The following is a 23,348-nucleotide window of genomic DNA, read 5'->3' as shown; positions in this document are numbered from 1 at the left end:
ACATGAGCGAAATCGCGGACCGCTACGATCCGACGCGCGTCGAGCCTCACTGGTACGCCGTCTGGGAAGAGCGGGGCTACTTCCACGCCGACGTCGATTCGCCCAGGAAGCCGTACTGCATCGTCATCCCGCCGCCCAACGTGACCGGCTCGCTCCATCTCGGACACGCGCTCAACAACACCCTGCAGGACGTGCTCATCCGCTACAAGCGGATGGACGGCTACAACACGCTCTGGATGCCCGGCACCGATCACGCGGGCATTGCGACCCAGTACGTCGTCGAGCGGCAGCTCGAGAAGGAAGGCAAGACCAAGGAGGACCTCGGGCGGGAGGCTTTCGTGGCCCGGGTGTGGCAGTGGAGGGAGGAGTCCGGCGGCACCATCATCCGCCAGCTCAAGCGCCTCGGCGCCTCCTGCGACTGGGCCCGCGAGCGGTTCACGATGGATCCGGGGCTGTCGGCGGCGGTGCGCGAGGTGTTCGTCCGCCTCTGGGAGGAGGGGCTGATCTACCAGGGCGACTACATCGTCAACTGGTGCCCGCGCTGCCAGACCGTGCTCTCCGATCTCGAGGTCGAGCGCGAGGAGCAGGACGCCGAGTTCGTCTACATCAAGTACGGGCCGCTGACCCTCGGCACCGTGCGCCCCGAGACGAAGCTCGGCGACACCGCGGTCGCGGTGCATCCTCAGGACAAGCGCTACAAGAAGTACGTGGGCAAGACGCTCGAGGTGCCCTCGGTGGAGGGGACCATCACGCTCCGGGTGGTCGCCGACAGCGCGGTCGACCCAAAATTCGGCACCGGGGTCATCAAGGTCACGCCGGGTCACGATCCCACCGACTTCGAGATCGGCAAGCGCCACGACCTCCCGATCCGCAGCGTCATCGGCTTCGACGGCAAGATGACCGCGCTGGCCGGCAAGTACGCGGGCCTCGACCGCTTCGAGACGCGCAAGCGCATCGTCGAGGACATGCAGGCTCTCGGGCTCATCGACCGCATCGAGCCCTACCGGCACTCGGTGGGGGTGTGCTACCGCTGCCGGACGGTGGTCGAGCCGCTCGTCTCCAAGCAGTGGTACGTGCGCATGAAGCCGCTGGCCGAGCCGGCCATCAAGGCGGTGCGCTCGGACAAGATCAAGATCATCCCGCGCGTGTGGAAGAAGACCTACTTCCACTGGATGGAGAACATCCGCGACTGGGCCATCTCGCGGCAGCTGTGGTGGGGGCACCGCATCCCGGTGTGGTACTGCGACCGCGACGGCAGCATGCACGTGTCCCGCACCGATCTCCGCGAGTGCCCGCAGTGCGGCGGGCCGCTGCGGCAGGACACCGACGTGCTCGACACGTGGTTCTCGTCCGGGCTCTGGCCCTTCTCCACCCTCGGGTGGCCCGAGTCCACGCCCGAGCTCGGGGTGTTCTATCCGACTTCGGTGCTGTCGACCGGCTTCGACATCCTGTTCTTCTGGGTGGCCCGGATGGCGATGCTCGGCCTCAAGTTCATGGGCGACGTGCCGTTTCGCCACGTCTACATCCACGCGCTGGTCCGCGACGCCGAGGGCCAGAAGATGTCGAAGTCCAAGGGCAACGTGGTCGATCCCCTTCACGTGATGGACAAGTACGGGACCGACGCGTTCCGGTTCACGCTCGCCGCCCTCGCGGCGCAGGGCCGCGACATCCGCCTGTCCGAGGAGCGCATCGAGGGCTACCGGAACTTCGCCAACAAGATCTGGAACGCGGCCCGGCTGGTGCTGACGAACCTGGAGGGCTACGATCCCGATCTCGCCCGGCGCGGCGCCCCGTCGGTGGCCGACCGCTGGATCGTGAGCCGGCTCACCGAGACCACCGCGCGGGTGCGGAAGGCCATCGACACCTACCGCTTCAACGACGCGGCCTCCGCGGTCTACCAGTTCCTCTGGCACGAGTACTGCGACTGGTATCTGGAGATCGCCAAGCGGAGCCTCTACCAGCCCGAGAGCCCCGCCGCGAGGGCGTGCACCCAGCGCACCCTGGTGGAGACGCTCGAGACCACCCTGCGCCTGCTCCACCCCTTCATGCCGTTCATCTCGGAGGAGCTCTGGCAGCGGCTGCCCCACGAGGGCGACCCGACCGCCGCGCGCTCGATCATGATCGCGCCCTTCCCGAAGGCGTCGCGCAAGGGACGCGATCCGGAGGCGGAGCGTCTCATGGCCCCGGTGCTCGACGTGGTGAGCGCGATCCGTACGGTGCGCAGCGAGAGCCGGATCTCCCCCGCGGTGCAGCTCGAGGTCCTGGTGCGGCCGGGGGGGCCCGAAGTGACGGCGGCGCTCGAGCAGGCCGCGGCGATCATCGGCAGCCTGGCCCGCGCCGGGGTCACGGTGTCCCCCGACGCGACCCGTCCGCCCAGCTCGGCGACCGCCACCACCCCGAGCGGCGACGTGTTCGTGCGGCTGGAGGGCGTGGTCGACTTCGACGCCGAGCGGCAGCGACTGCGCAAGGAGGTGGAGCGGGCGCGCAAGGAGATCGCCTTCCTCGAGGGCAAGCTGGGCCGCGCCGATTTCGTCGAGCGCGCGCCCGCCGAGGTCGTCGAGCGCGAGCGCATCCGCCTGGCCGAGCAGCGCCAGATCGAGCAGAAGCTGACCTCGAGCCTCGCCGCCCTCGAGTAGCGGCCGGGAGACGGTCGTGCAGTTCGGGCTCCACGCGCTGGACAGCGTCGACTCCACCCAGACCGAGGCGCAGCGTCTGGCCGCGGAGGGCGCGCCCGAGGGCACCGTGGTCACGGCCCGTCACCAGCGCGCCGGCCGCGGGCAACGCGGCCACGAGTGGTGGGACGAGCCCGGGGAGAGCCTGCTCGTCTCGGTGCTGCTGCGCCCGTCGGCGTCGCCCGCGGCGGCCCCGCAGCTCTCCCTCGTGGCCGGCCTCGCCGTCGCCGACGCCCTCGCGACCGCCGGCCTCACCGCGCGCATCCGGTGGCCCAACGATCTGCTCGTCGACGATCGCAAGGTCTGCGGCATCCTCGCCGAGGCCGCGTCCGGCCGCGCGGGCGCGGGCGGGGCGGCCGGCCTGCAGCACGTGATCCTGGGAATCGGGATGAACCTGAACCAGACGCGGTTTCCGCCGGCGCTGGCCGATCGAGCGACGTCGCTGCGCCTCGTCACCGGGCGCGTCCACGATCGCGACGCGATGCTGAGCGCGCTGCTGGCGCAGCTCGAGCGACGCTACGCGATGTGGCAGACCGGCGGCTTCGCGGCGCTGCGGAGCGCGTGGCTCGGGCACGCGCGGCTGCCGGGGCAGATCGTGCGACTGCCCGACGGCACCCTCGGCGCGGGAGAAGACGTGAGAGACGATGGAGTCCTGCTCGCCCGCGCGGCGGACGGCCGGCTCGTGCCGGTGGTCTCGGGGGGAGCGGCGGAGGAGGTGGCGGCCCATGCTGCTGGTCATTGACGTCGGCAACACCAACACCTCGCTCGGCATCTACGAGGGAGGACAGCTGCGCGCGTCCTGGCGCCTGACCACGCGGCGCGAGCAGACCGCCGACGAGTGGGGCGTGTTCATCCAGACGCTCCTCGCCACCCGCGGGATCGAGCAGCACCACATCACCGGCGTGGCGATCTCCAACGTGGTGCCGCCGATCCAGCAGGCGCTGGAGTGGATGTGCGACCGCTACTTCGGGGTGAGCCCACTCACCGTGGAGCCGGGGGTCACCGCGGACCTGCCGCTCAACGTGGACGTGCCGCGGGAGGTGGGCGCGGACCGCGTGGTCAGCTGCGTGGCGGGCGTCGCGCTCTACGGCACGCCGCTCATCGTGGTGGACTTCGGCACCGCCACCCGGTTCGACTGCGTGAACCGCCGCGGCGAGTTCATCGGCGGCGCCATCGCCCCCGGCATCAACACCGCGGCGGAGGCGCTCGTCTCGCGCGCGGCGCGGCTGGTGCGCGTGGAGCTGGTGCGGCCGAAGGACGCCATCGGCCGCCATACCGTGAGCAACATCCAGTCGGGGATGATCTACGGGTGGGCCGGGCTGGTGGACGGGCTCGTGGAGCGCATGCGCCGCGAGATGGAGAGCGACGTCCGGGTGGTCGGCACCGGAGGCCTGGTGGGGCAGATGCGTGAGGTGGTGCAGTGCCTCCAGTTCGTCAATCCGGACCTCAAGCTGGAAGGCCTGCGCATCCTCTGGGAGCGTGCGCACCCGACTCCCTCGGCGTGACCCCGTTGACACCCGACGGCGCGCGCTCGTATACTGCACCCCTAAATACGGTAGGTCACGGCGGGCGGTTCTCTACATACGGGGTCTGGTGGCCGGCAAGCGGGGGCCAGGCCGAGGCCGGGTGAGGCCAGGAGGCGGGGCGTATGGGCATGTGGGTCGGGCGGGGCCGGAAGGCCCGGGCGGCGTACGGCTTCGATGACATTGCGCTGGTTCCCGGCGCCCTGACCATCAATCCCAGCGAGGTGGACATCTCCTGGGAGCTGTGCGGCCATCGCTTCCCGATCCCGATCATCGCGGCGGCCATGGACGGGGTGGTGAGCCCGTCGTTCGCCATCGAGATGGGGCGGGTGGGTGGCCTCGCGGTGCTCAACCTCGAGGGCATCTTCTCCCGCTACGACAATCCCGACGTCGTGCTCGATCGCATCACCTCCGCCAGCCTGGAAGAAGCCACCAAGATCATCCAGGGCATCTACAGCGAGCCCATCAAGGAAGAGCTGATCCACAAGCGCATCAGCGAGATCAAGAAGGGCGGCGGCCCGGTGCTGGTCTCCTCAATCCCGCAGCGCGCCGAGCGCTTCGCCAAGATCGCGGAGGAGGCGGGCGCCGACTTCTTCGTGGTGCAGTCCACCGTCACCACCGCGCGGCACATCGCCAGCGAGTACACGCCGGTCGACCTGCGCAGCCTCAAGAAGCACCTGTCGATCCCGCTCATCATCGGCAACGTCGTCACCTACGAGGCCTGCCTCGAGCTGATGGACTGTGGCGTCGACGCGCTGCTGATCGGAGTGGGGCCCGGCGCGGCGTGCACGAGCCGCGAGGTGCTCGGCCTGGGCGTGCCGCAGGTGACCGCCACCGCCGACTCGGCCGCCGCGCGCGACTTCTACTACAAGAAGACCGGCCGCTACGTGCCGATCATCACGGACGGGGGCATGACCACCGGCGGCGACATCTGCAAGGCCCTGGCGTCCGGTGCCGACGCGGTCATGATCGGCTCCGCGTTCGCGCGGGCCAAGGAAGCTCCGGGCCGCGGCTATCACTGGGGCATGGCGACGCCGCACTCGAACCTGCCGCGCGGCACGCGCATCCGGGTGGGCATCGCGGGGCCGCTCGAGCAGATCCTGTTCGGGCCCGCCTTCACCGAGGACGGCACCCTGAACCTCGTGGGCGCCATCCGGACCTGCATGGGCTCGGTGGGCGCCATGAACGTTCGCGAGCTCCAGCAGACCGAGCTGATCATCGCGCCCTCGATCAAGACCGAGGGCAAGGTCTTCCAGCGCGCCCAGAAGCTGGGCACCCCTCGCTAGGGCCCCACGACGCGGATAGACGTGGCCGGTTGGCCCGGGCGCCCCGATGAGGGCCGGAGGCCCGAAGAGGCCTTACCGTCATGTGGAGTAAATCGCCCACGACGACTCAGAAAGCCGGCTCCGTGACGACTCAGAAGATCGCGATCCTCGACTTCGGCGGCCAGTACACCCAGCTGATCGCACGCCGCATTCGGGAGCTGGGCGTCTACTCCGAGATCCTGCCGTGCACCGAGCCGGTCGAGCGAGTGCTCGCCGGAAGCTACACCGGGCTCGTCCTCTCCGGTGGGCCGTCCAGCGTCTACGAGGACGACGCCCCGCTGCCGGACAAGCGCCTGCTGGAGTCCGGGATCCCCACGCTCGGCATCTGCTACGGCATGCAGGCGATGGGATATCTCATGGGCGGCCACGTCGTGCCGGCCGAGCGCCGGGAGTACGGCAAGGCCCACCTGCGGCTGCTGAGTCGCGCCGGATTGCTGGGCGGCGTGGAGCCCGAAGCCGATGGACTCGTGACGGTGTGGATGAGCCACGGCGACACGGTGCTGAAGCCGCCGCCCGGGTTCAAAAGCCTGGCCGCCACCGACAACTGCCCGGTGGCCGCGATGGCCGATCCGGCCCGCCGGCTCTTCGCGGTGCAGTTCCATCCCGAGGTGGCCCACACGCCTCAGGGCAAGACGGTGCTGAAGAACTTCCTCGACGCCGCGGGCGCCACCGGCGACTGGTCCATGCCGTCGTTCGTGGAGTCGGCGGTCGAGGGTATCCGACGGCAGGTCGGGAAGGACGCGGTCCTGTGCGCCCTGTCGGGCGGCGTCGACTCGTCGGTGGTCGCCGCGCTGATCCATCGGGCGGTCGGCGACCAGCTCACGTGCCTGTTCGTCGACAACGGCCTGCTCAGGAAGGGTGAGGTCGAGGGTGTCGTCCGCACGTTCCGGGATACATTCAAGATGAAACTGATCCATGTCGATGCAAGCAAGCGATTCATCGATCGACTCGACGGAGTGACGGACCCGGAGGTCAAGCGGAAGACCATCGGGGCGGAGTTCATCGCGGTGTTCGAGGACGAGGCCCGGAAGCTGGGCCACATCCCGTGGCTGGCCCAGGGCACGCTCTACCCGGACGTCATCGAGTCGGTTTCCTTCAAGGGGCCGTCGGCCACCATCAAGACCCACCACAACGTGGGCGGCCTGCCATCGAACATGCGCTTCAAGCTCGTCGAGCCCCTCCGAGAGCTATTCAAGGACGAGGTGCGCGAGCTAGGCGCGGTCCTGGGCCTGCCGGCCGAGATCATCTGGCGGCAGCCGTTCCCCGGCCCCGGCCTGGCCATCCGCGTCCTCGGCGAGGTGACCGAGGAGCGCCTCGCGCTCCTGCGCGAGGCCGACGCCATCGTGCAGGATGAAGTGCGCCAGGCCGGGCTCGAGCGCCAGGTCTGGCAGGCCTTCGCGGTGCTGCTGCCGGTCCGGACCGTGGGCGTGATGGGCGACTTCCGCACCTACGCCCAGGTCATCGCCCTGCGGGCGGTGACGAGCCAGGACGCCATGACCGCAGACTGGGCGCGCCTGCCCTACGACCTGCTCGGCCGGATCTCGAACCGCATCATCAACGAGGTCCAGGGCGTCAACCGCGTCGTCTACGACATCTCCTCCAAGCCTCCCAGCACCATCGAGTGGGAATGATTCTTCAGAGCGCCTGAATGTGGAAGACTCCGGTTTGGCAGTTGGGCTCCTTTGTGCAAGCGCTCATCCGAACTGCCTCGCACGTGTCCTGACAACGCGTTCCCCTCTCGCGGTCCCGGCGGGCAACTGGATCCACGTGACCCCGACGCCCCGATGAGCGCCGCCGGGCGTGACATGCGTGACCCCGACGCCCCGATGAGCGCCGCAGGGCGCGACATGCGTGACCCCGACGCCCCGATGAGCGCCGTAGGGCGCGAAGAGGCCCTACCGCAACGCGACCTCTTCCACCGCTAAGGACTAAGAATGAAACAGCACGCCGACTTCGTCCATCTGCACGTGCACTCGGAATACAGCCTGCTGGACGGGGCGGCCCGCCTCGAAAAGCTGGTGGAGCGGGCCAAGGCGCTGAAGTTCCCGGCGCTGGCGCTGACCGATCACGGCAATCTCTTCGGGGCGGTCGACTTCTACACCGCGTGCAGCAAGTCGGGGGTGAAGCCGATCCTGGGCTGCGAGCTGTACGTGGCGCCGGGCAGCCGCTTCGAGCGATCGAGCCAGGATGGCGGCTACGAAGGGGCGAGCCACTGCACGGTGCTGGCCCGCACCGCGGCGGGCTACGCCAACCTCATGAAGCTCGTCTCCAAGGCCTACCTCGAGGGCTACTACTACAAGCCACGGGTCGACCGCGAGCTGCTGGCCCAGCACGCCGACGGGCTGCTCGTGCTCTCGGGCTGTCTCAACTCCGAGGTGAGCCGGATGCTCTCGGCGGGCGACGCGGAGAAAGCGCAGCAGACGGCCGGCTGGTACCAGGAGGTGTTCGGCAAGGACCACTACTTCATGGAAGTGCAGTCGCACGGCCTGGAGCAGCAGGTGTCGGTGACCGAGGGCACCATCAAGATCGCGCGCGCCATCGGCGCTCCGCTCTGCGGCACCAACGACTCGCACTATCTCGAGGCCGAACACTCGCGCGCCCACGAGGCGCTGCTCTGCATCCAGACCGGCACGACGATGGGCGATCCCAATCGCTGGAAGTTCTCCAGCAACGAGTTCTACGTGAAGTCGGCCGAGGAGATGAAGGCCGTCTTCAAGGACCTGCCCGAGGCCTACCGCAACACGCTCGCCGTCGCCGAGCGCTGCAACGTGGATCTGCAGTTCGGCCAGTTCCACCTGCCGAACTACCAGGTGCCGGACGGCTACACGCTGGACTCCTATCTCGAGCACCTGGCCTTCGAGGGCCTCGCCCGCCGCTATGGATCGCAGCCCGCCGACGCCATCGTCGAGCGCCTGCGCTACGAGCTGGGGGTGGTCTCCAAGATGGGCTTCTCGGGCTACTTCCTCGTGGTGTGGGACTTCATCGCCCACGCCCGGAAGCAGGGCATCGCGGTGGGCCCCGGACGCGGCTCCTCGGCGGGCTCGCTGGTGGCCTACTGCCTCGGCATCACCAACGTCGATCCCATCCGCTACGGGCTCATCTTCGAGCGATTCCTGAACCCGGAGCGGATCTCGATGCCGGACATGGACATCGACTTCGCGGACGACCGTCGCGACGAGGTCATCCGCTACGTGGTGGATCGCTACGGGGCGGACCGGGTGGCCCACATCATCACCTTCGGCACCATGGGGGCCAAGGCGGTCATCCGCGACGTGGCCCGCGTGCTCGGCTTCTCCTACGGGGAGGCCGACCGGATCGCCAAGCTGGTGCCCGGCTTCCCGCTCAACATCTCCCTCGACGAGGCGCTCGAGAAGGCCCCGCCGCTCGCCGAGCAGGTCAAGCGAGACCAGCGCGTGGGGGAGATGTGGGGGGTGGCCCGCGCGCTCGAGGGCTGCACGCGCCACGCCTCGGTGCACGCCTCCGCGGTGGTCATCTCGGACGAGCCCCTGATGGAGCGCGTGCCGCTCTACAAGGACCCGAAGCGGCCCGAGCTGATCACCGGCTACGCGATGGGCCCCATCGAGAAGCTCGGCCTGCTCAAGATGGACTTCCTCGGGTTGAAGACCCTGACCGTGATCACCGACGCGCTCCGGCTGGTGAAGGAGTCGCGCGGGATCGCGCTCGACGCCGACGCCCTGCCGCTCGACGACGCCAAGACGTACCAGCTCCTGACCGAGGCGCGGACCTTCGGGGTGTTCCAGCTGGAGTCGGGGGGCATGCGGGATGCGCTCAAGCGGCTCAAGCCCCAGCGCATCGAGGACATCATCGCGATGGTGGCCCTGTACCGGCCGGGCCCGATGGACCTCATCGACGACTTCGTCAACCGCAAGCACGGCCGTGCGGCCATCGCCTACGAGCACCCGCTCATGGAGCGGCACCTCCAGGAGACCTACGGGATCATGGTCTACCAGGAGCAGGTCATGCGGCTGGCCGCCGACCTGGCCGGCTTCTCCCTCGGCGAGGCCGACACGCTCCGCAAGGCGATGGGCAAGAAGGACCGCGAGCTGATGGCCCAGCAGCGCGAGAAGTTCGTCGCGGGCTGCAAGGCCAACAAGATCGACACGCGGAAGGCCGAGCGGATCTGGGACCTCATCGAGAAGTTCGCGGGCTACGGCTTCAACAAGTGCCTGACCGCGGACACCCGGATCGAGATGGCCGACGGCAGTCGGAAGCCGATCACCGAGATTCAGGCCGGCGACCTGGTGCTCACCAAGGACGGGCCCTATCGGGCTCGAGCGGTCCGGTCCAGCGGCGTCCGGCGGGTCGGGCGACTCCGGCTGGCCAATGGCATGGAGGTCCGCTGCACGCCCGACCATCCGATCTTCACCCAGCGAGGCTGGGTGAATACCGAAGATCTGACCGGGGACGATTTCGTCGCGGTCGCGCGCGAGCTTCCGGTCGGTTCACGGGAGATTGAGGACCATCTTCCCGCGCTCCTCGGATATGCCCTTTCGGAAGGGTCGCTCAACTACGGAGGCCACTTCTACCTCTATTCCGGATCCGAGCCAGAGATTGAGGACATGGCAAGCACGCTGGCGGCTTTCGAGAACACCGTACCCCGGATCGAGCGTCGCCCGGAGCCGAGGGTGCCTTCGGTCCGTCCGATCCGGAAGGATCGCGCGCGGCCATCGGAAGCCGTGCGATTCCTCTTCGAGGAGTGCGGGCTGCGAGGTAAGGGGGCCCTCTACAAGCGCGTACCCGTCCTGGTCGATGGCTGGAACCTCCGCGCCGTCGCGGTCCTCGTCGCGAAGCTGTTCCAGGGCGACGGGTGCGTCCATCCCGCCACCCGTTCCGTCTTCTATGCCACTTCGTCTCCGGGCCTGGCTGAGGATGTGCAGCGCCTGCTCCTGAAGCTGGGACTCTCGTCGACGATCCATCGCAAGCAGTTCGCCTACCGCGGGGCCCAGCGACGGGGCTACACGGTCAATCTACTCGGTGGACGGGTGGCGTTCGGGTGGTTCGATCTGATCGTCGGCCCGTATCTGGTGGGTCGCAAGTGCGCCGACCTGAGCGCGCTGGCTGGGCACGCGGCAACCGGGTCGGGCCTACTCGCACGCGGGACGGTGGACGTCATTCCCGTACCGCTGGCGCTGACACCCATCCGAGAGGCTATCACCAAGTCTTATCAGAGCCTCCGGGCTGGCTGCCGGGCTCTTGGTATCTCGTATAGGCTGCTGTTCTCGGATGACCGGAAGCGAGGCATCCGCCGCGACACGGTCAGATACCTGGCGGAGCGGCTCGATTCGCCCACGCTCTACGCGCTGGCCGAGTCCCCGATGGGATGGTCACGGCCACGCGGCTTCACCCTCGCGGGCGAAGAGGCCACGTACGATTTCGAGGTGCCAGGCGCAGCCAGCTTCATCGCCAATGGCATCGCGGTGCACAACTCCCACGCCGCCTGCTACGGCGTGGTCGCGTACCAGACCGCCTACCTCAAGGCGAACTACCCGACCGAGTTCATGGCCGCGCTGCTGACCTCCGAAATGGACAAGACCGACAAGATCGTCCAGTACGTCGAGGAGACGCGGGCGATGGGCCTGCGGGTGGAGCCGCCCGACGTCAACGTCTCCCGCGCCCAGTTCACGGTAGCGGGCGACGCGATCCACTTCGGGCTGGCCGCGATCAAGAACGTGGGCGCCACCGCGATCGACTCGATCGTGAAGGTGCGGGAGGCCGACGGCGCGTTCACCTCGCTCGACGACTTCTGCGCCCGCGTCGATCTGCGGCTGGTCAACCGGCGCGTGGTCGAGTGTCTCATCAAGGCGGGCGCCTTCGATTCGCTGCGGAGCACGCGGGCCGGCCTGCTCGCCTCGCTCGATCAGGCGATGGACGGCGGCCAGCGCCGCCAGCGCGACCGCGAGGAGGGGCAGGTCTCGCTCTTCGACGCGCCGGGCGGCGGGCCGGGGCCGAGCGCGCCGGTGCCGCCGCCGGCCGCGCGGGTGCCCGAGTGGCCGGCGGAGGAGATGCTGGCCTTCGAGCGCGAGGTGCTGGGCTTCTATCTGTCCGGTCACCCGCTCGAGCAGTACCGGGAGGTGTCGCGCCGCATCGGCGCGCTCGGCGCGGCCGATCTGGCCGCCCGCTCGACCGGCGCGCGCGTCCTGCTGCTCGGGCAGGTGAGCGCCTTCACCGAGAACTCCACCAAGAGCGGCAACCGCATGGCCTTCGCCACGCTCGAGCTGGTGGACGGCAGCGTGCCCCTGACCATCTTCCCGGAGCCCTACCGGGCCTGCGCGGGAGCGTTGCGCCACAAGGGGCCGGTCATCGTCAAGGGCCGCGCCGATGACAGCGACAAGGGCCGCGTGGTGCTGGCCGAGGAGATCAAGCCCCTGGAGGATGCGGTGGGTAACGGAAGCCTGAACGGCGACGGTCATGGGAACGGCGCGGGCCACGGCCACCCCAGCGGCCATGGCAACGGTCACGTCGACGCGCACGCCTGTCGGATCCGGGTGAGCGCGGCCGCCGAGTCACTCCCGACCCGGCTCGCCGCGATCAAGGCCGCGTGCCGCGAGCACGAGGGACGCACGCCCCTGTTCCTGCACGTGCTGCTGCCCGAGCAGGAGGTCGTGGTGCGCGTGAAGGAGCTGGGCGTGAATCCCGAGCCCGATCTGGTGAGCAAAGTGGAAGGCCTGCTCGGGCCGGGCAGTATACTCGTGGAGTATGCCGGACGAGCTTGAGTTCGAGAAGCCGCTCCTCGAGCTGGAGAATCGCATCGTCGAGCTGCGCGAATCCGGCGATCCGCTCGCCGCGCGCGACGAGATCGCGAAGCTCGAGGAGCGCCTCGCCCGGCAGCAGCAGCGCGTCTACTCCGGCCTGACCGCGTGGCAGCGCACCCAGATCGCGCGCCACCCCAAGCGCCCCCACACCCTCGACCTCATCAACCTGCTCATGGAGGACTGGATCGAGCTGCACGGCGACCGCGTCTTCGGCGACGACAAGGCGATCGTGGGCGGCCTCGCCACCTTCGAGGGCGAGCCGGTGGTGGTGATCGGCCACCAGAAGGGCCGCGACACCCGCGAGAACATCGCCCGCAACTTCGGGATGCCGCATCCGGAGGGCTACCGCAAGGCGCTGCGCCTGATGCAGCTGGCCAGCAAGTTCGGCAAGCCGATCATCACGTTCATCGACACGCCCGGCGCCTATCCGGGGCTCGGCGCCGAGGAGCGCGGCCAGGCCGAAGCCATCGCGCGCAACCTGCGCGAGATGGCGGGTCTGACCAGCGCGGTGATCTGCGTGGTCACCGGCGAGGGCGGCAGCGGCGGCGCGCTCGCCATCGGCGTCGGCAATCGGGTGCTGATGCTCGAGTACGCGATCTATTCGGTGATCTCGCCGGAAGGCTGCGCGGCCATCCTCTGGGGCGACGGGGCCAAGGCCCCGGAGGCCGCCGAGATCATGCGCGTGACCTCGCCGGATCTGCTCAAGCTGGGCGTCATCGACGCCATCGTGCCCGAACCGGTCGGCGGGGCGCATCGCAACTGGGAGGCGACGGCGGCCAGCCTCCGCGCGGTCCTCCGCGACCACCTCTGGCAGCTCAGGTCGAGGTCGGAGACCGAGCTGATCGAGGAGCGCCAGGAAAAGTTCCGGCGGATCGGCGTCTTCGAGGAGACGGTCTGACCCCAAACACGGCATCCGCATCGCTCCTCGGTTTGACATGCCCAGGGGCGGGTGCTACCGTAAGTCCCGACCATTTATGCTGAATTCTCCTTCAGGGTCGCTCTTGCGCTGATGTCCAAGCTCCACCTGATCACCTATGGCTGTCAGATGAACGAGTACGACTCCGAGCGAGTCGCCGGCCTGCTCAAGCAGGAGCGCTACGAGCTGACCGACCGGCCGGAGGAGGCCGACCTGATCCTGCTCAACACCTGCTCGATCCGCGAGAAGGCGGAAGACAAGGTGTTCTCTCAGCTGGGCGCCCTCAAGCATCTGAAACGGCAGCGCCCCGACCTCGTCATCGGCGTGATGGGCTGCATGGCCCAGCTGCAGAAGGGCCGCATCCAGGAGCGCGCGCCGTACGTGGATCTGGTCTTCGGCTCACCCGCCATTGCGCGGGTCGGCGAGCTGGTGACGCGCGCCCGGCAGGGGCGGGGGCCGGTGCTCGAGACCGGGGAGGGCGCGCTCGTCAAGATCACCGCGCGTCCCGACGGCGGCCAGCGACTCAAGGCCTTCGTCACCGTGATGGAAGGCTGCGAGAAATACTGCACGTTCTGTGTGGTGCCGACCACGCGCGGGCGCGAGCGCAGCCATGCCCCCGAAGTCATCGTCGAGGAGATCCGCGGTCTGGCCGCGGCGGGCTGCCGGGAAGTGACGCTGCTCGGGCAGACCGTCAACGCCTACGGTCGCGATCTGAGCCCGCCCACGGACCTGGCCGTCCTGCTCGAGCGGGTCAACGACGTCGACGGCATCGAGCGCATCCGCTTCACGACCTCGAACCCCTACAACCTGACCTCCCGCCTCATCCGGGCCATCCGCGACGTTCCGAAGGTGTGCGAGTATCTCCACCTCCCGCTGCAGTCCGGCTCCGACCGGGTGCTCGAGCGCATGAATCGTGGCTACACGTGCGCCCGATACCTGGAGCTGATCGCCGAATTGCACGAGACGGTGCCGGATCTCGCGCTCTCCACCGATCTCATCGTGGGCTTCCCCGGAGAGACCGACGAGGACTTCGCGCAGACGGTGGACATGGTCGAGCGGGTGGCCTACGACAACGTCTTCGCGTTCCGCTACTCACGCCGCCCCGGCACCGCCGCCGCGGAGATGGTCGACCAGGTGCCGGACGAGGTGAAGGCCGAGCGCAACCGCCTGGTCCTGGAGGCGGCCGGGCGGGTGGCCGCCGCGCGCAGCCAGCGCCTCGAGGGGCGGACGCTGCCGGTGCTGGTGGACGGCGTCTCGCGCAAGAACGCCGACGAGGTGGCGGGGCGCACGCGCTGCAATCGGGTCGTGAACTTCGACGCGGCCGGCCGCGATCTGCTGGGGCAGGTGGTGGCGGTGCGCATCGCCCGCGCCTTGCCGCACAGCCTGCGGGGCGAGCTGGTCGAGGATCGCGCCGGCGCGAGCTGCGCCGAGGACCAGACCGTTCCCGCGCTGCAGGCCTAGAGGAGGCGCACCATGTTCCTGGAGATGAAGGTGAAGGGGCTGGCGCTGGACCCGCTCTCCAACATGCCGATGATCATCCTGCGCGACGAGGAGGAGAAGCGCTCGCTGCCCATCTGGGTCGGGCTCTTCGAGGCCAACGCCATCGCGCTCGAGCTGGAGAAGATCCCCACGCCGCGGCCGATGACGCACGACCTCATCAAGAACATCCTGGAGACGGTCGAGGCGCGGGTGCAGAAGGTCGTGGTCAACGATCTTCGCGACAACACCTTCTACGCGGTGATCCACCTGCAGATGGGCGGCAGCGAGCTCACGGTGGATTCGCGTCCCTCCGACGCCATCGCGCTGGCCCTGCGGGTGGGGGCGCCGATCTTCGTGGAGGAAGACGTCGTGCAGAAGGCCCGCTCGGTGGAGGTGGCCAAGGAGACCTCGATCGGCAGCGGCAAGGGCGACGACCAGGCCAAGATCAAGGAGTGGCTCGAGTCGCTCAAGCCCGGTGACTTCGACCGCATCGAGCGGGGCAAGGACCCGAAGAGCCCGGACGAATAGTGGATGCGGGTCGGGCTGTTCACCAACAACTACCTGCCATTCCGCGGCGGGGTCACGACCGCGGTCGAGACCCTGCGGCTGGGGCTTGAGGCCCTCGGCCACCGCGCCTGGGTCTTCGCGCCCGCCGCCCAGCAGCCGCACCACGATCCGTCGTTCGTCTTCCGCTATCCGTCGATTCCCGCGCCCACCTATCCCGGCTTCTCCCTGGCGGTGCCGGTCTCGCGACGGCTGGGGCGACTCGCGCGCCGGCTCGAGCTCGACGTCGTCCACGTCCACCATCCGTTCCTGCTCGGGGTGACCGGGCGCCGTGTGGCCCGCCGCCTGCGGCGCCCGCTCGTCTTCACCTACCACACGCGCTACGAGAAGTACGCCCACTACGTCCCGCTGCCGCAGCGCCTGGTGCGCGGCCTCGCGGTGCGCCTGGCGTGCCGCTTCGCAAACTCGGCGGACCTCGTGGTGGCGCCGTCGGATCACGTCGCCGAGACGCTGCGCGAGCGCGGCGTGCGGGCTCCGATTCGCGTGATCCCCACCGGCGTGGACCTGGGACTCTTCAGCCCGGGCAGCCGCGAGCGCGCGCGCCGCCGCCTCGGCTTGCCCACCGAAGGGCTGATGTGCCTCTACACCGGACGGCTCGACCGCGAGAAGAGCCTCGAGCGCGTCCTCGACGCGTTCGAGTCGGTGGCGGGCGCGGTGTCGGGCGCCTCGCTGCACCTGGTCGGCAAGGGGAGCCACGGTCACGCGCTGGAGCGGCGGGCCGCCGCGGGCGGGGCGGCGCGGCGCATCGTCTTCCACGGGGGGCTCGGCCGCGACGCCCTGCCGGACTACTACCGCGCCGCCGATCTCTTCCTCTTTGCGTCGGAGACCGAGACGCAGGGCCTGGTGCTGGCGGAGGCGCACGCGTGCGCGCTGCCCGCGGTGGCGGTGCGCGCCTCGGGCGTGGACGAGGTGGTGACCGACGGCGAGACCGGCGTGCTGACCAAGGGCGAGACCGGCGACATGGCCGACGCGGCCATCGGCCTGCTGCTCGACCCGGAGCGGCGCCACGCCATGGGACACGCCGCGCGCCGGCTCGCCGAGGCGCGCTTCTCGGCGACGCGCCAGGTCCAGGCCATGGTCGGCCACTACGAGGCCCTGCTCGCGAGCCGGGGCTGATGCCGATGCCGGTGGCGACCAGCCGCACCCTGCGACTCGGACTGCAGAGCGAGTGGGACCCGTACACCGCGGGGCCCGGCCACCAGGGCCTCCTGGCCTGGGACTCGCGCGTACGCACGCTGCTGCGCGTGCTGGTCTCGTATCCGGAGGTCCGCTACATCCTGCCCGACCGCATCAGCCTCGACCCGGCCGCCGACCCCCGCACGCTCGAGACCATCGCGCGCTTCCTGGAGCGGCAGAGCTGGCTCGTGCGCCGCGTCGCGGTGAGCTGAAGGCCGTGATCTGGAATCGCGAGGCGGAGACGGCGTCGCGAGCCCGGACGCGGGCGCTGCAGGGCAGCCGGCTGCGCGCCTCGGTGGCATGGGCCCGTGAGCGCGTGCCCTTCTATCGTGACGCGCTGGCCGCCGCCGGCGTGAAGGACGAGGCGGTGGATCTGGATCGGCTGGAGACGCTGCCGTTCACGGCGAAGGAGGACCTGCGGCAGCACTACCCGTTCGGGCTGTTCGCGGTGCCCCGCGAGGAGGTGATCCGCATCCACGCCTCCTCGGGCACACGCGGCAAGCCCACGGTGGTCGGTTACACCCGGAACGACCTCCGCATCTGGCGGGACGTCATGGCCCGCTCCCTGGCCGGGGCGGGCGCCGAGCCCGGGCAGCTGATCCAGATCGCGTATGGCTACGGGCTGTTCACGGGCGGCCTCGGCTTCCACGATGGCGCCGAGCACATGGGCCTCACGGTGGTGCCGGTCTCGTCGGGCAACACCCTGCGCCAGATCCTGCTGCTCCAGGATTTCCGGCCCCACGGCCTGGCCTGCACGCCGTCGTTCGCCCTCCACATCGGCGAGAGCCTGCGCGAGCAGGGGGGCGATCCGGCGGCGCTCGGCCTGCGCTACGGGCTCTTCGGGGCCGAGCCGTGGACGGAGGCGATGCGGGCTCGGCTCCAGAGCTTGTGGGGCTGCCCGGCGGTGGACTTCTACGGCCTCAGCGAGGTCATCGGCCCCGGCGTGGCCAGCGAATGCGTCGAAGCGCGCGACGGGCTGCACCTCAACGAGGATCACTTCCTGCCCGAGATCGTCGACCCGGCCAGCGGGGTCCCGCTGCCGGTCGGACGCGAGGGCGAGCTGGTGCTGACGTCCCTCACCAAGGAAGCCCTGCCGGTGATCCGCTATCGCACCGGCGACGTCACCCGGCTCGACCCCGAGCCGTGCCGCTGCGGGCGCACCACCGTGCGGATGGCGCGCATCAAGGGCCGCACCGACGATATGCTGATCATCAAGGGCGTCAACGTGTTCCCGTCGCAGCTCGAGGCCGCGCTGCTCACCGTGCCGGACCTCGCGCCGCACTACCAGCTGCTGGTGGATCGGCGCGGTGCGTTCCCGACGCTGGCCGTGCACGTCGAGCCCGCGGAGCGGGTGGTGCAGGGGTGGGGCGGCTTCGAGGCGGCCTCCGCCCAGGTCACCGCCCTCTCCGCGCGGGTCGCCGCGTGCCTGCGTGGCCATCTCGGGCTGAATCCTGAGATCGCGGTAGTCGCCCCGAAGACCATCCCGCGCAGCGAAGGCAAGGCGGTGCGGGTCGTGGAAAGGAGAGCATCATGACCGAGCGCAACGAAGCCCAGCTGCTGGTCCGCATCCAGGCGGGGGAGCGGATCGAGTCCCCCGAGGAGATGACCGACGACTACCGCCAGAACCTGGTCCACCTCATGACCATGCAGGCCGACTCCGAGCTGGCCGGCGGCTACGGCTACGTGCCGTGGATCACCAAGGCCCCGGGCGTCGAGGAGAAGCACGTGGTCGCCCAGATCGTGAAGGACGAGCTGCGCCACGCCACCGTCATGTACGGGCTGCTCGCGGACCTGGGCGTGGACGTCGAGGCCCACGTGCGCGCCCACGACGAGGCCTTCACCATGCGCGTCGAGGACGACGCCGACATCGGCACCGCCCGCATCACCGCCGACAAGCGGGTGAACATCTTCTACTACCCGATCGACACCTGGGCCGACTTCGTGTTCTTCAACTTCTGCATGGACCGCGGAGCGGGGCACCAGCTCGAGGACGTGCGGGCCTGCTCCTACGGGCCGTGGGTGCGCGCCATCGAAGGCATCTTCAAGGAGGAGAAATTCCACATCCGCCACGGCGAGTTCTGGGTCAAGCGGCTCGCCGAGGACCCCAAGACCCGCGGCGAGGCCCAGGCCACGCTGAACAAGTGGTACATCCGCACCATGAACATCTTCGGGCGCCCCGGCTCGGCCAAGAACGTGCTCTACCGCAAGTACGGGCTCAAGCTGCGCGACAACGACGAGGTGCGCCAGACCTTCGCCCGCGAGGTCGCCGAGAAGGCGGGCGCGGTCGGTCTCACGCTGCCCGAGTGGATCCCGCAGTGGGATCGGCTGCCGGAGGAGGCGCAGATCCCGGGATAGCCCGGTGCGACACGTGAGCCGGCGCCTCGGGCTGCCGCTGCTGCTGGTCCTGGTTCTCGCGGCGTCACCCGCGGGCGGGCAGGGCACGCGGCAGGTGAAGGTCGTGCTCGAGTTCCAGCAGCACGCCCAGTCGAGCCGCCAGGCCGCGGGCGGGCAGGGCGGAGTCATCGTGGAGTCATCGCGCGGGGGTGATCCGCGCGTGCGAAGCCGGGGCGGCCTCGCGGCGGAGGAGACCACCACGCGGATCAGCCGGTCCTCCGGTCTCTTCACGGTGGTCCAGGACGGCGCGGAGGGCTCGATCCTCGTGGCGCGGGACGTGCCCGCCGCGCAGGTCGCGTACTACTACGACTACGCCAGCGGCCGCGGCTACGTGGCGCCGGGCGTGGCCTGGCAGCGGGTCGGCACCGCGCTCGCGGTGCGCCCGGTGATCCTGCCCGGCAACCAGATCCGCCTCACGCTCACCCCGGTGATCAGCTACGCCACCGGCGCCGGCGACGGCCGCGTGGAGATCGTGGAGGCCGCCACCCAGGTGATCGTGCCGAATGGCGCGCGGCTGCAGATCGGCGGCGCCACCGGTAGCCTCCACGCGGTCACGCGCCAGCTGCTGGCCTACCGTGCCGAGCGGAGCTCGCAGGACACCGCGCTCACCGTGGGCGCCACGATCCTGCCGTAGCGCCGGTGGGCGCTCCGGGGCGATGCAACGGTGAAGCGACGCAGCGCCACGCCGCGCTCCAGCGCGCGCCGTGGGCGCAGGAGCTGGGCGTGGAGTACCTCGATCTCGCCCCGGGGCGGTGTCGCGTCGCGCTCACCCTGCGCCCCGCCATGCTGAATCACCTCGGCCGGCCCCACGGGGGCGTGATCTTCTCGCTCGCCGACGTGGCCTTCGGCGCCGCCTGTAACTCGCGCGGCGGCACCTGGGTGGCCCTCTCGATGACGATCAGCTTCCTGACCGCCGCGCCGCCGGGCGCCCGTCTGATCGCCGAGGCGCGCGAGCGTCGGCAGGGCCGCCAGGCCGCGTTCTACGACGTCACGGTGTCCGCCGACGGGGCCACGGTCGCGACCGTGCACTGCGTGGCGCACCGGATCCGCGAGCCCGCTCGCTGACGCGCCTTCGGCCCGGGCATCCAGCCCGCCGCGCGGCTCAGACGGGATCGGCGAAGTACCGCGCCAGCGGCACGTCGGCGACGCGCACCAGCACCGCCTTGCGTACCACGCGGGCGCGCAGCTCAGCCAGCGCCTGCATTTCCGGATCCCGCCGCGCGGCCTCGAGCCCGTCCTCGCGATCGAAGCGCAGCAGATGGATCTCGTCGGGCGCTTCGGCGTCGGGCGCCGCGTCGGGCCCGACCGGGGTCCAGATGCGCTCGAACGCGCCGCCGTGGCGCTTGAAGACGGGGAGGACACTGCGCTCGTAGCGGCGCAGTCCCTCACGCTGGCCGGGGGCCAGGTAGATCAGGGCCAGATAGCGCACGGTGCGTCGCGGGCTTCGTGGTGAAGTTGACATAATGTCCCTTATCGGACTTGAACCGGACGCACGCTACGGCGACTCGATGCCTGGCTCCCGAGAGCGATGGTGGCTACGGGCGCTTCGTCTGAAGGTCGGCGATCCTCGCCCGGACGTCGGCCGCCCGCCGCGTGTCCGGGGCCTCCTTGAGCAGGCGCTCGTAGGTGGCGACGGCGTCGGTGGGCTTGCCGGCCAGCGCCTGCGCCCGGGCCAGGTCGATCAGGGCTTCTTCGAAGAAGAACTGTCGCGGGCTCTCCTGCCGGACGAGCGCCTCGTAGGCGGTCACCGCGTTGGCGTAGTTCTTCTGCGCCTCCCACGTGTAGCCGACCCCGGAGGCCGCGAGCGTGCGCACGCTGCCCGTGGCGCCCTTGGCCAGCGCCAGCTCGTAGGCTCCGCGGGCGGCCGCGTAGTCGCCGGACTGATACTGCAGGTTGCCGAGCTGATAGGCGGCCACCGGCGCGGCCGATGTGCGCCCGTGCTGTGCCAGCACCTGCTGGAGCGCGGCGACGGCTTTCTGGCGCGCGTCGCCGGTGGCCAGCGGCCCGTCGGCCTGCTGCACCACGTCCGCGGAGGCGGCGAGCGCGGCCTGGCCGCGGGCGTCCTCGGTGCGCATCCAGAGCCAGACCGCGAGCACCAGCACCGCGACCACGACCACCACGCCGGCGATCTTGAAGCCGAGCCGCGCTCCGCGCGAGCCCAGGACCTCGGCGAGGTCGGTCACGGCCGGCGCTCCGGCACCGCCTCGCCGGGCCGCTCGATCCAGATCTCGCCCTTGACCGCGGCGCCGTCGGCGGCCGAGAAGCTGCCGGTGCGCAGCGTGCCGGTGAGCACGCCGGTGGGCAGGATCTCCACGCGCGTCGAGGCCGACAGGTTGCCGCGCACGGTGCCGCCCACCACGATCGCGCGCGCGTTGATGTTGGCGTCCACGTCGGCGCCCTCGCCCACCAGTACGCGCCCGGTCACGTTGATGTCGCCCTCGAATCGGCCCGCGATGTGGAAATCGCCCTCGCCGGATACCTCGCCCCGGAAGGCGATGCGCTCGCCGATCGCGGCCGGCCCGCCGCGCGCGTCGCGATGGGCGGCCAGATCGGCGGCCAGCGACTCCGGATCGGCGCCGGCCAGGCCCAGGTAGCGAAGGGTGCGGCTCAGCGCGCCCACCGCCGGCCGCTCTAGGTGCCGAGCGTGGGCTGCTCGCGCGTCACCCGCTCGGCCTCGAGACGACGGAGCCCGAGGCCGGAGAAGACGAGCAGCATGCAGGAGCCGATGATGAGGAAGGTGACCACGCGCGGCGGCGCGACCACCGGATACTCGGCGAGGTGGATGCTGAACTCGATCGGCAGGGTGACGAGCGCGAGGGTGGCGGCCAGGCTCGCACCGGCGCGCATCCACCCGGCGGTCGTTCCCACTGTCCACACCATGTCGCGTAGTGTAGCCATCGAGATACGCGAAGGCAACTCCTCGGTGGCTTGACGCGCGCGATCGCCGGGACTACGCTCCGGCCGATATGCCGCCACCGGCTCGACGGGCGCGTCTGGTTCAGGTGGGAATCTGGCTGGCGACGCTCGTCTTCATCGTGATGCTGTTCCTGCCCCTGATTCGCGAGGCGCTGCGCCGCGCCGCCGAGCCGCTGCCGGGCGGGCACTTCTGACGGTCGTCTAGCCGGTGGGCCCGTCCGGCGGGGGCGCCCCCTGCCCGTTGCCCCGCCGCGTCAGCTCGAACGCCATCAGCCCCACCGTGAGCGTGAGGATGATCCACCCCGCGGTGTCGAGGTTCACGATCAGCCAGCCGATCAGGCTGAGCGCGGCGAGCAGCCAGATGAACGCCACGGATCGCGAACTGGGCCACTTCATCGGCCCTATTGTCGTGGCGGTCGGGGTGCAAGTCAAACGACGGGTCAGAGCCGACGCAAAAAGTTGCTCGGATCGTCGAGGAACGCGCGCGTGATGCGCACGTGCTCGACGTCCTCGTAGGCGATCGGGGCGATGGTGCCGCCCTCGAGCAGCAGCAGCTGCGCGTGAGGGAGCGCCATGAGGATCGGCGAGTGGGTGGCGATGACGAACTGGCAGTCCTGGGCGGTGCGGTCTCGCAGGATGGCGAGCAGCGCGAGCACGCGCGTGGGCGACAGCGGCGTCTCGGGCTCGTCGAGGAAGTAGAGGCCGCGCGGCTGCAGCCGCTGCTGCAGCAGGTGCAGGAACGTCTCGCCGTGGGAGCGCGCGTCCGGATCGGGCCCGTACCGGCGCGCCAGCGCCGCCCGCTCCTTGGCCGCCGCGCCCACCGCCAGCCGCTGACCCCAGGAGCCTTCGGGGAGCGCGGCGCGCAGCTCGTCCTCGACGCCGCGCAGCCCGTCCATCTGGTCGCGGACGCGCAGGGTGAAGCCGAACACGTCCTCCGCGCGCAGGAACAAGGTCACGCGAGGATGACGTGCGCGCTGGAGGCGGAAGGCGCCCGCGAACACCCGCGCCGCGGCCAGGGTGGGATCGCGCTCGAGATCGCGTCCGCCCGCGGCCACCGCGCCGGTCCCGGCGGCCAGGCCTTCCAGCAGGGTCGACTTGCCGCAGCCGTTCTCGCCGACCAGGAAGGTGACGCGGGCCCGAAAGTCGAGGCGCTCGAGCGAGCGGAAGATCGGCAGCGAGAGCGGAAAGCGATCGGGCTCTCGCGGCCGGCCGCCGCGACGCAGACCGGTGAGGAACAGTCCCGTCGCGGCGCCCGTCCGGCGGGAGCCCGCCCGCTTCACCCCGCCAGGACTCCCCGGCCTAGCGCAGCTCCGGGATGACCCAGAGCGGCCGCTCGCCGCGCGCCACCCGCTGCACGTTGTCGAACGCGTTGCGGAAGGCCTTGAACCAGTTGTCCCAGGTCGGGCCCGCGGTGTGCGGCGTGAACGTCACGTTCTCGAGCGCGAACAGCGGGTGGTTGGCGATCGGGGGCTCTTCGACCATCACGTCGAGCCCGGCCGCCGCGATGACCCCGGTGGTGAGCGCGGTGTGCAGGGCCGGCTCGTCCACCACCGGGCCGCGGCAGGTGTTGATGAGCACCGCGGAGGGCCGCATCATGCCCATCTCCCGCG

22 protein-coding genes are annotated in these 23,348 nt (G+C 70.2%); 15 read left to right on the top strand and 7 right to left on the bottom strand.

Annotated features, from left to right (window positions below):
- Positions 1-2: 2 nt before the first annotated feature.
- The 15 genes from VKN16_16465 (at position 3) to VKN16_16395 (ending at position 19,887) form a co-directional block, all read left to right on the top strand.
- Complete coding sequence (locus VKN16_16465) at positions 3-2,636, top strand: valine--tRNA ligase (GenBank protein HME95801.1); 2,634 nt, start codon at positions 3-5, stop codon at positions 2,634-2,636.
- A gap of 16 nt (positions 2,637-2,652) precedes the next feature.
- Positions 2,653-3,414 carry a biotin--[acetyl-CoA-carboxylase] ligase gene (locus tag VKN16_16460; protein ID HME95800.1) on the top strand — a complete coding sequence of 254 codons (762 nt, stop codon included), beginning with the start codon at positions 2,653-2,655 and terminating at the stop codon, positions 3,412-3,414.
- Positions 3,398-4,177: a type III pantothenate kinase gene (locus tag VKN16_16455; GenBank protein ID HME95799.1), complete on the top strand. Its 780-nt coding sequence runs from the start codon at positions 3,398-3,400 to the stop codon at positions 4,175-4,177. The genes VKN16_16460 and VKN16_16455 overlap by 17 nt, the downstream gene beginning before the upstream one ends.
- Before the next feature lie 143 nt (positions 4,178-4,320).
- Positions 4,321-5,481, top strand: coding sequence for a GuaB3 family IMP dehydrogenase-related protein (locus tag VKN16_16450; GenBank protein ID HME95798.1), 1,161 nt, complete (start codon positions 4,321-4,323; stop codon positions 5,479-5,481).
- Positions 5,482-5,603: 122 nt separating this feature from the next.
- Positions 5,604-7,151 (top strand): glutamine-hydrolyzing GMP synthase, encoded by a 1,548-nt coding sequence (gene guaA, locus VKN16_16445; protein HME95797.1) that lies wholly within the window; start codon positions 5,604-5,606, stop codon positions 7,149-7,151.
- A 303-nt stretch (positions 7,152-7,454) separates the two neighbouring features.
- Positions 7,455-12,254 (top strand): DNA polymerase III subunit alpha, encoded by a 4,800-nt coding sequence (gene dnaE, locus VKN16_16440; protein ID HME95796.1) that lies wholly within the window; start codon positions 7,455-7,457, stop codon positions 12,252-12,254.
- Positions 12,238-13,191: an acetyl-CoA carboxylase carboxyltransferase subunit alpha gene (locus VKN16_16435; protein ID HME95795.1), complete on the top strand. Its 954-nt coding sequence runs from the start codon at positions 12,238-12,240 to the stop codon at positions 13,189-13,191. The genes dnaE and VKN16_16435 overlap by 17 nt, the downstream gene beginning before the upstream one ends.
- A 111-nt stretch (positions 13,192-13,302) precedes the next feature.
- Positions 13,303-14,670 carry a tRNA (N6-isopentenyl adenosine(37)-C2)-methylthiotransferase MiaB gene (gene miaB / locus VKN16_16430; GenBank protein HME95794.1) on the top strand — a complete coding sequence of 456 codons (1,368 nt, stop codon included), beginning with the start codon at positions 13,303-13,305 and terminating at the stop codon, positions 14,668-14,670.
- Between the two features lie 12 nt (positions 14,671-14,682).
- Positions 14,683-15,216: a bifunctional nuclease family protein gene (locus tag VKN16_16425; GenBank protein ID HME95793.1), complete on the top strand. Its 534-nt coding sequence runs from the start codon at positions 14,683-14,685 to the stop codon at positions 15,214-15,216.
- Between the two features lie 3 nt (positions 15,217-15,219).
- Complete coding sequence (locus VKN16_16420) at positions 15,220-16,368, top strand: glycosyltransferase (GenBank protein ID HME95792.1); 1,149 nt, start codon at positions 15,220-15,222, stop codon at positions 16,366-16,368.
- The gene (locus VKN16_16415) at positions 16,368-16,640 is read left to right on the top strand and encodes a hypothetical protein (protein ID HME95791.1); all 273 of its coding nucleotides are present in this window, start codon (positions 16,368-16,370) and stop codon (positions 16,638-16,640) included. Before VKN16_16420 ends, VKN16_16415 begins: the two co-directional genes overlap by 1 nt.
- Before the next feature lie 5 nt (positions 16,641-16,645).
- Entirely contained in the window at positions 16,646-17,962 is a 1,317-nt protein-coding gene (locus tag VKN16_16410) for a phenylacetate--CoA ligase (GenBank protein HME95790.1), read from the top strand.
- Positions 17,959-18,783: a Phenylacetic acid catabolic protein gene (locus tag VKN16_16405; protein HME95789.1), complete on the top strand. Its 825-nt coding sequence runs from the start codon at positions 17,959-17,961 to the stop codon at positions 18,781-18,783. Before VKN16_16410 ends, VKN16_16405 begins: the two co-directional genes overlap by 4 nt.
- Positions 18,784-18,787: 4 nt before the next feature.
- Positions 18,788-19,456, top strand: coding sequence for a hypothetical protein (locus VKN16_16400; GenBank protein ID HME95788.1), 669 nt, complete (start codon positions 18,788-18,790; stop codon positions 19,454-19,456).
- 5 nt (positions 19,457-19,461) lie between these two features.
- Positions 19,462-19,887 (top strand): hotdog fold thioesterase, encoded by a 426-nt coding sequence (locus VKN16_16395; protein ID HME95787.1) that lies wholly within the window; start codon positions 19,462-19,464, stop codon positions 19,885-19,887.
- Between the two features lie 37 nt (positions 19,888-19,924).
- Here the strand turns inward: VKN16_16395 and VKN16_16390 are convergent, their stop codons facing one another.
- From VKN16_16390 to VKN16_16360, 7 genes are all read right to left on the bottom strand, one after another.
- The gene (locus VKN16_16390) at positions 19,925-20,251 is read right to left on the bottom strand and encodes a hypothetical protein (GenBank protein ID HME95786.1); all 327 of its coding nucleotides are present in this window, start codon (positions 20,249-20,251) and stop codon (positions 19,925-19,927) included.
- 106 nt (positions 20,252-20,357) lie between these two features.
- Entirely contained in the window at positions 20,358-21,005 is a 648-nt protein-coding gene (locus VKN16_16385; protein ID HME95785.1) for a tetratricopeptide repeat protein, read from the bottom strand.
- Positions 21,002-21,442: a polymer-forming cytoskeletal protein gene (locus tag VKN16_16380; GenBank protein HME95784.1), complete on the bottom strand. Its 441-nt coding sequence runs from the start codon at positions 21,440-21,442 to the stop codon at positions 21,002-21,004. The genes VKN16_16385 and VKN16_16380 overlap by 4 nt, the downstream gene beginning before the upstream one ends.
- Positions 21,443-21,453: 11 nt before the next feature.
- Complete coding sequence (locus tag VKN16_16375) at positions 21,454-21,669, bottom strand: hypothetical protein (protein ID HME95783.1); 216 nt, start codon at positions 21,667-21,669, stop codon at positions 21,454-21,456.
- Positions 21,670-21,939: 270 nt separating this feature from the next.
- Complete coding sequence (locus VKN16_16370) at positions 21,940-22,134, bottom strand: hypothetical protein (protein HME95782.1); 195 nt, start codon at positions 22,132-22,134, stop codon at positions 21,940-21,942.
- Positions 22,135-22,178: 44 nt separating this feature from the next.
- Positions 22,179-23,018, bottom strand: coding sequence for an AAA family ATPase (locus tag VKN16_16365; protein HME95781.1), 840 nt, complete (start codon positions 23,016-23,018; stop codon positions 22,179-22,181).
- Between the two features lie 19 nt (positions 23,019-23,037).
- The coding region (locus VKN16_16360; GenBank protein ID HME95780.1) for an NAD(P)-dependent oxidoreductase at positions 23,038-23,348 on the bottom strand (311 nt) is incomplete at its 5' end.

The organism is Candidatus Methylomirabilota bacterium (assembly GCA_035315345.1).
Classification (GTDB): domain Bacteria; phylum Methylomirabilota; class Methylomirabilia; order Rokubacteriales; family CSP1-6; genus CAMLFJ01.
The sequence above is the reverse complement of the archived record's forward strand: the minus strand, read 5'-3'. Positions and strand labels throughout refer to the sequence as shown.

Coding starts and splice junctions, on each gene's coding strand:
- VKN16_16370 (HME95782.1), bottom strand. CDS start 22,134: ATGAAGTGGCCCAGTTCGCGATCCGTGGCGTTCATCTGGCTGCTCGCC.
- dnaE (HME95796.1), top strand. CDS start 7,455: ATGAAACAGCACGCCGACTTCGTCCATCTGCACGTGCACTCGGAATAC.
- VKN16_16415 (HME95791.1), top strand. CDS start 16,368: ATGCCGATGCCGGTGGCGACCAGCCGCACCCTGCGACTCGGACTGCAG.
- VKN16_16455 (HME95799.1), top strand. CDS start 3,398: ATGCTGCTGGTCATTGACGTCGGCAACACCAACACCTCGCTCGGCATC.
- VKN16_16450 (HME95798.1), top strand. CDS start 4,321: ATGGGCATGTGGGTCGGGCGGGGCCGGAAGGCCCGGGCGGCGTACGGC.
- VKN16_16425 (HME95793.1), top strand. CDS start 14,683: ATGTTCCTGGAGATGAAGGTGAAGGGGCTGGCGCTGGACCCGCTCTCC.
- VKN16_16465 (HME95801.1), top strand. CDS start 3: ATGAGCGAAATCGCGGACCGCTACGATCCGACGCGCGTCGAGCCTCAC.
- VKN16_16420 (HME95792.1), top strand. CDS start 15,220: ATGCGGGTCGGGCTGTTCACCAACAACTACCTGCCATTCCGCGGCGGG.
- miaB (HME95794.1), top strand. CDS start 13,303: ATGTCCAAGCTCCACCTGATCACCTATGGCTGTCAGATGAACGAGTAC.
- VKN16_16375 (HME95783.1), bottom strand. CDS start 21,669: ATGCGCGCCGGTGCGAGCCTGGCCGCCACCCTCGCGCTCGTCACCCTG.
- VKN16_16435 (HME95795.1), top strand. CDS start 12,238: ATGCCGGACGAGCTTGAGTTCGAGAAGCCGCTCCTCGAGCTGGAGAAT.
- VKN16_16405 (HME95789.1), top strand. CDS start 17,959: ATGACCGAGCGCAACGAAGCCCAGCTGCTGGTCCGCATCCAGGCGGGG.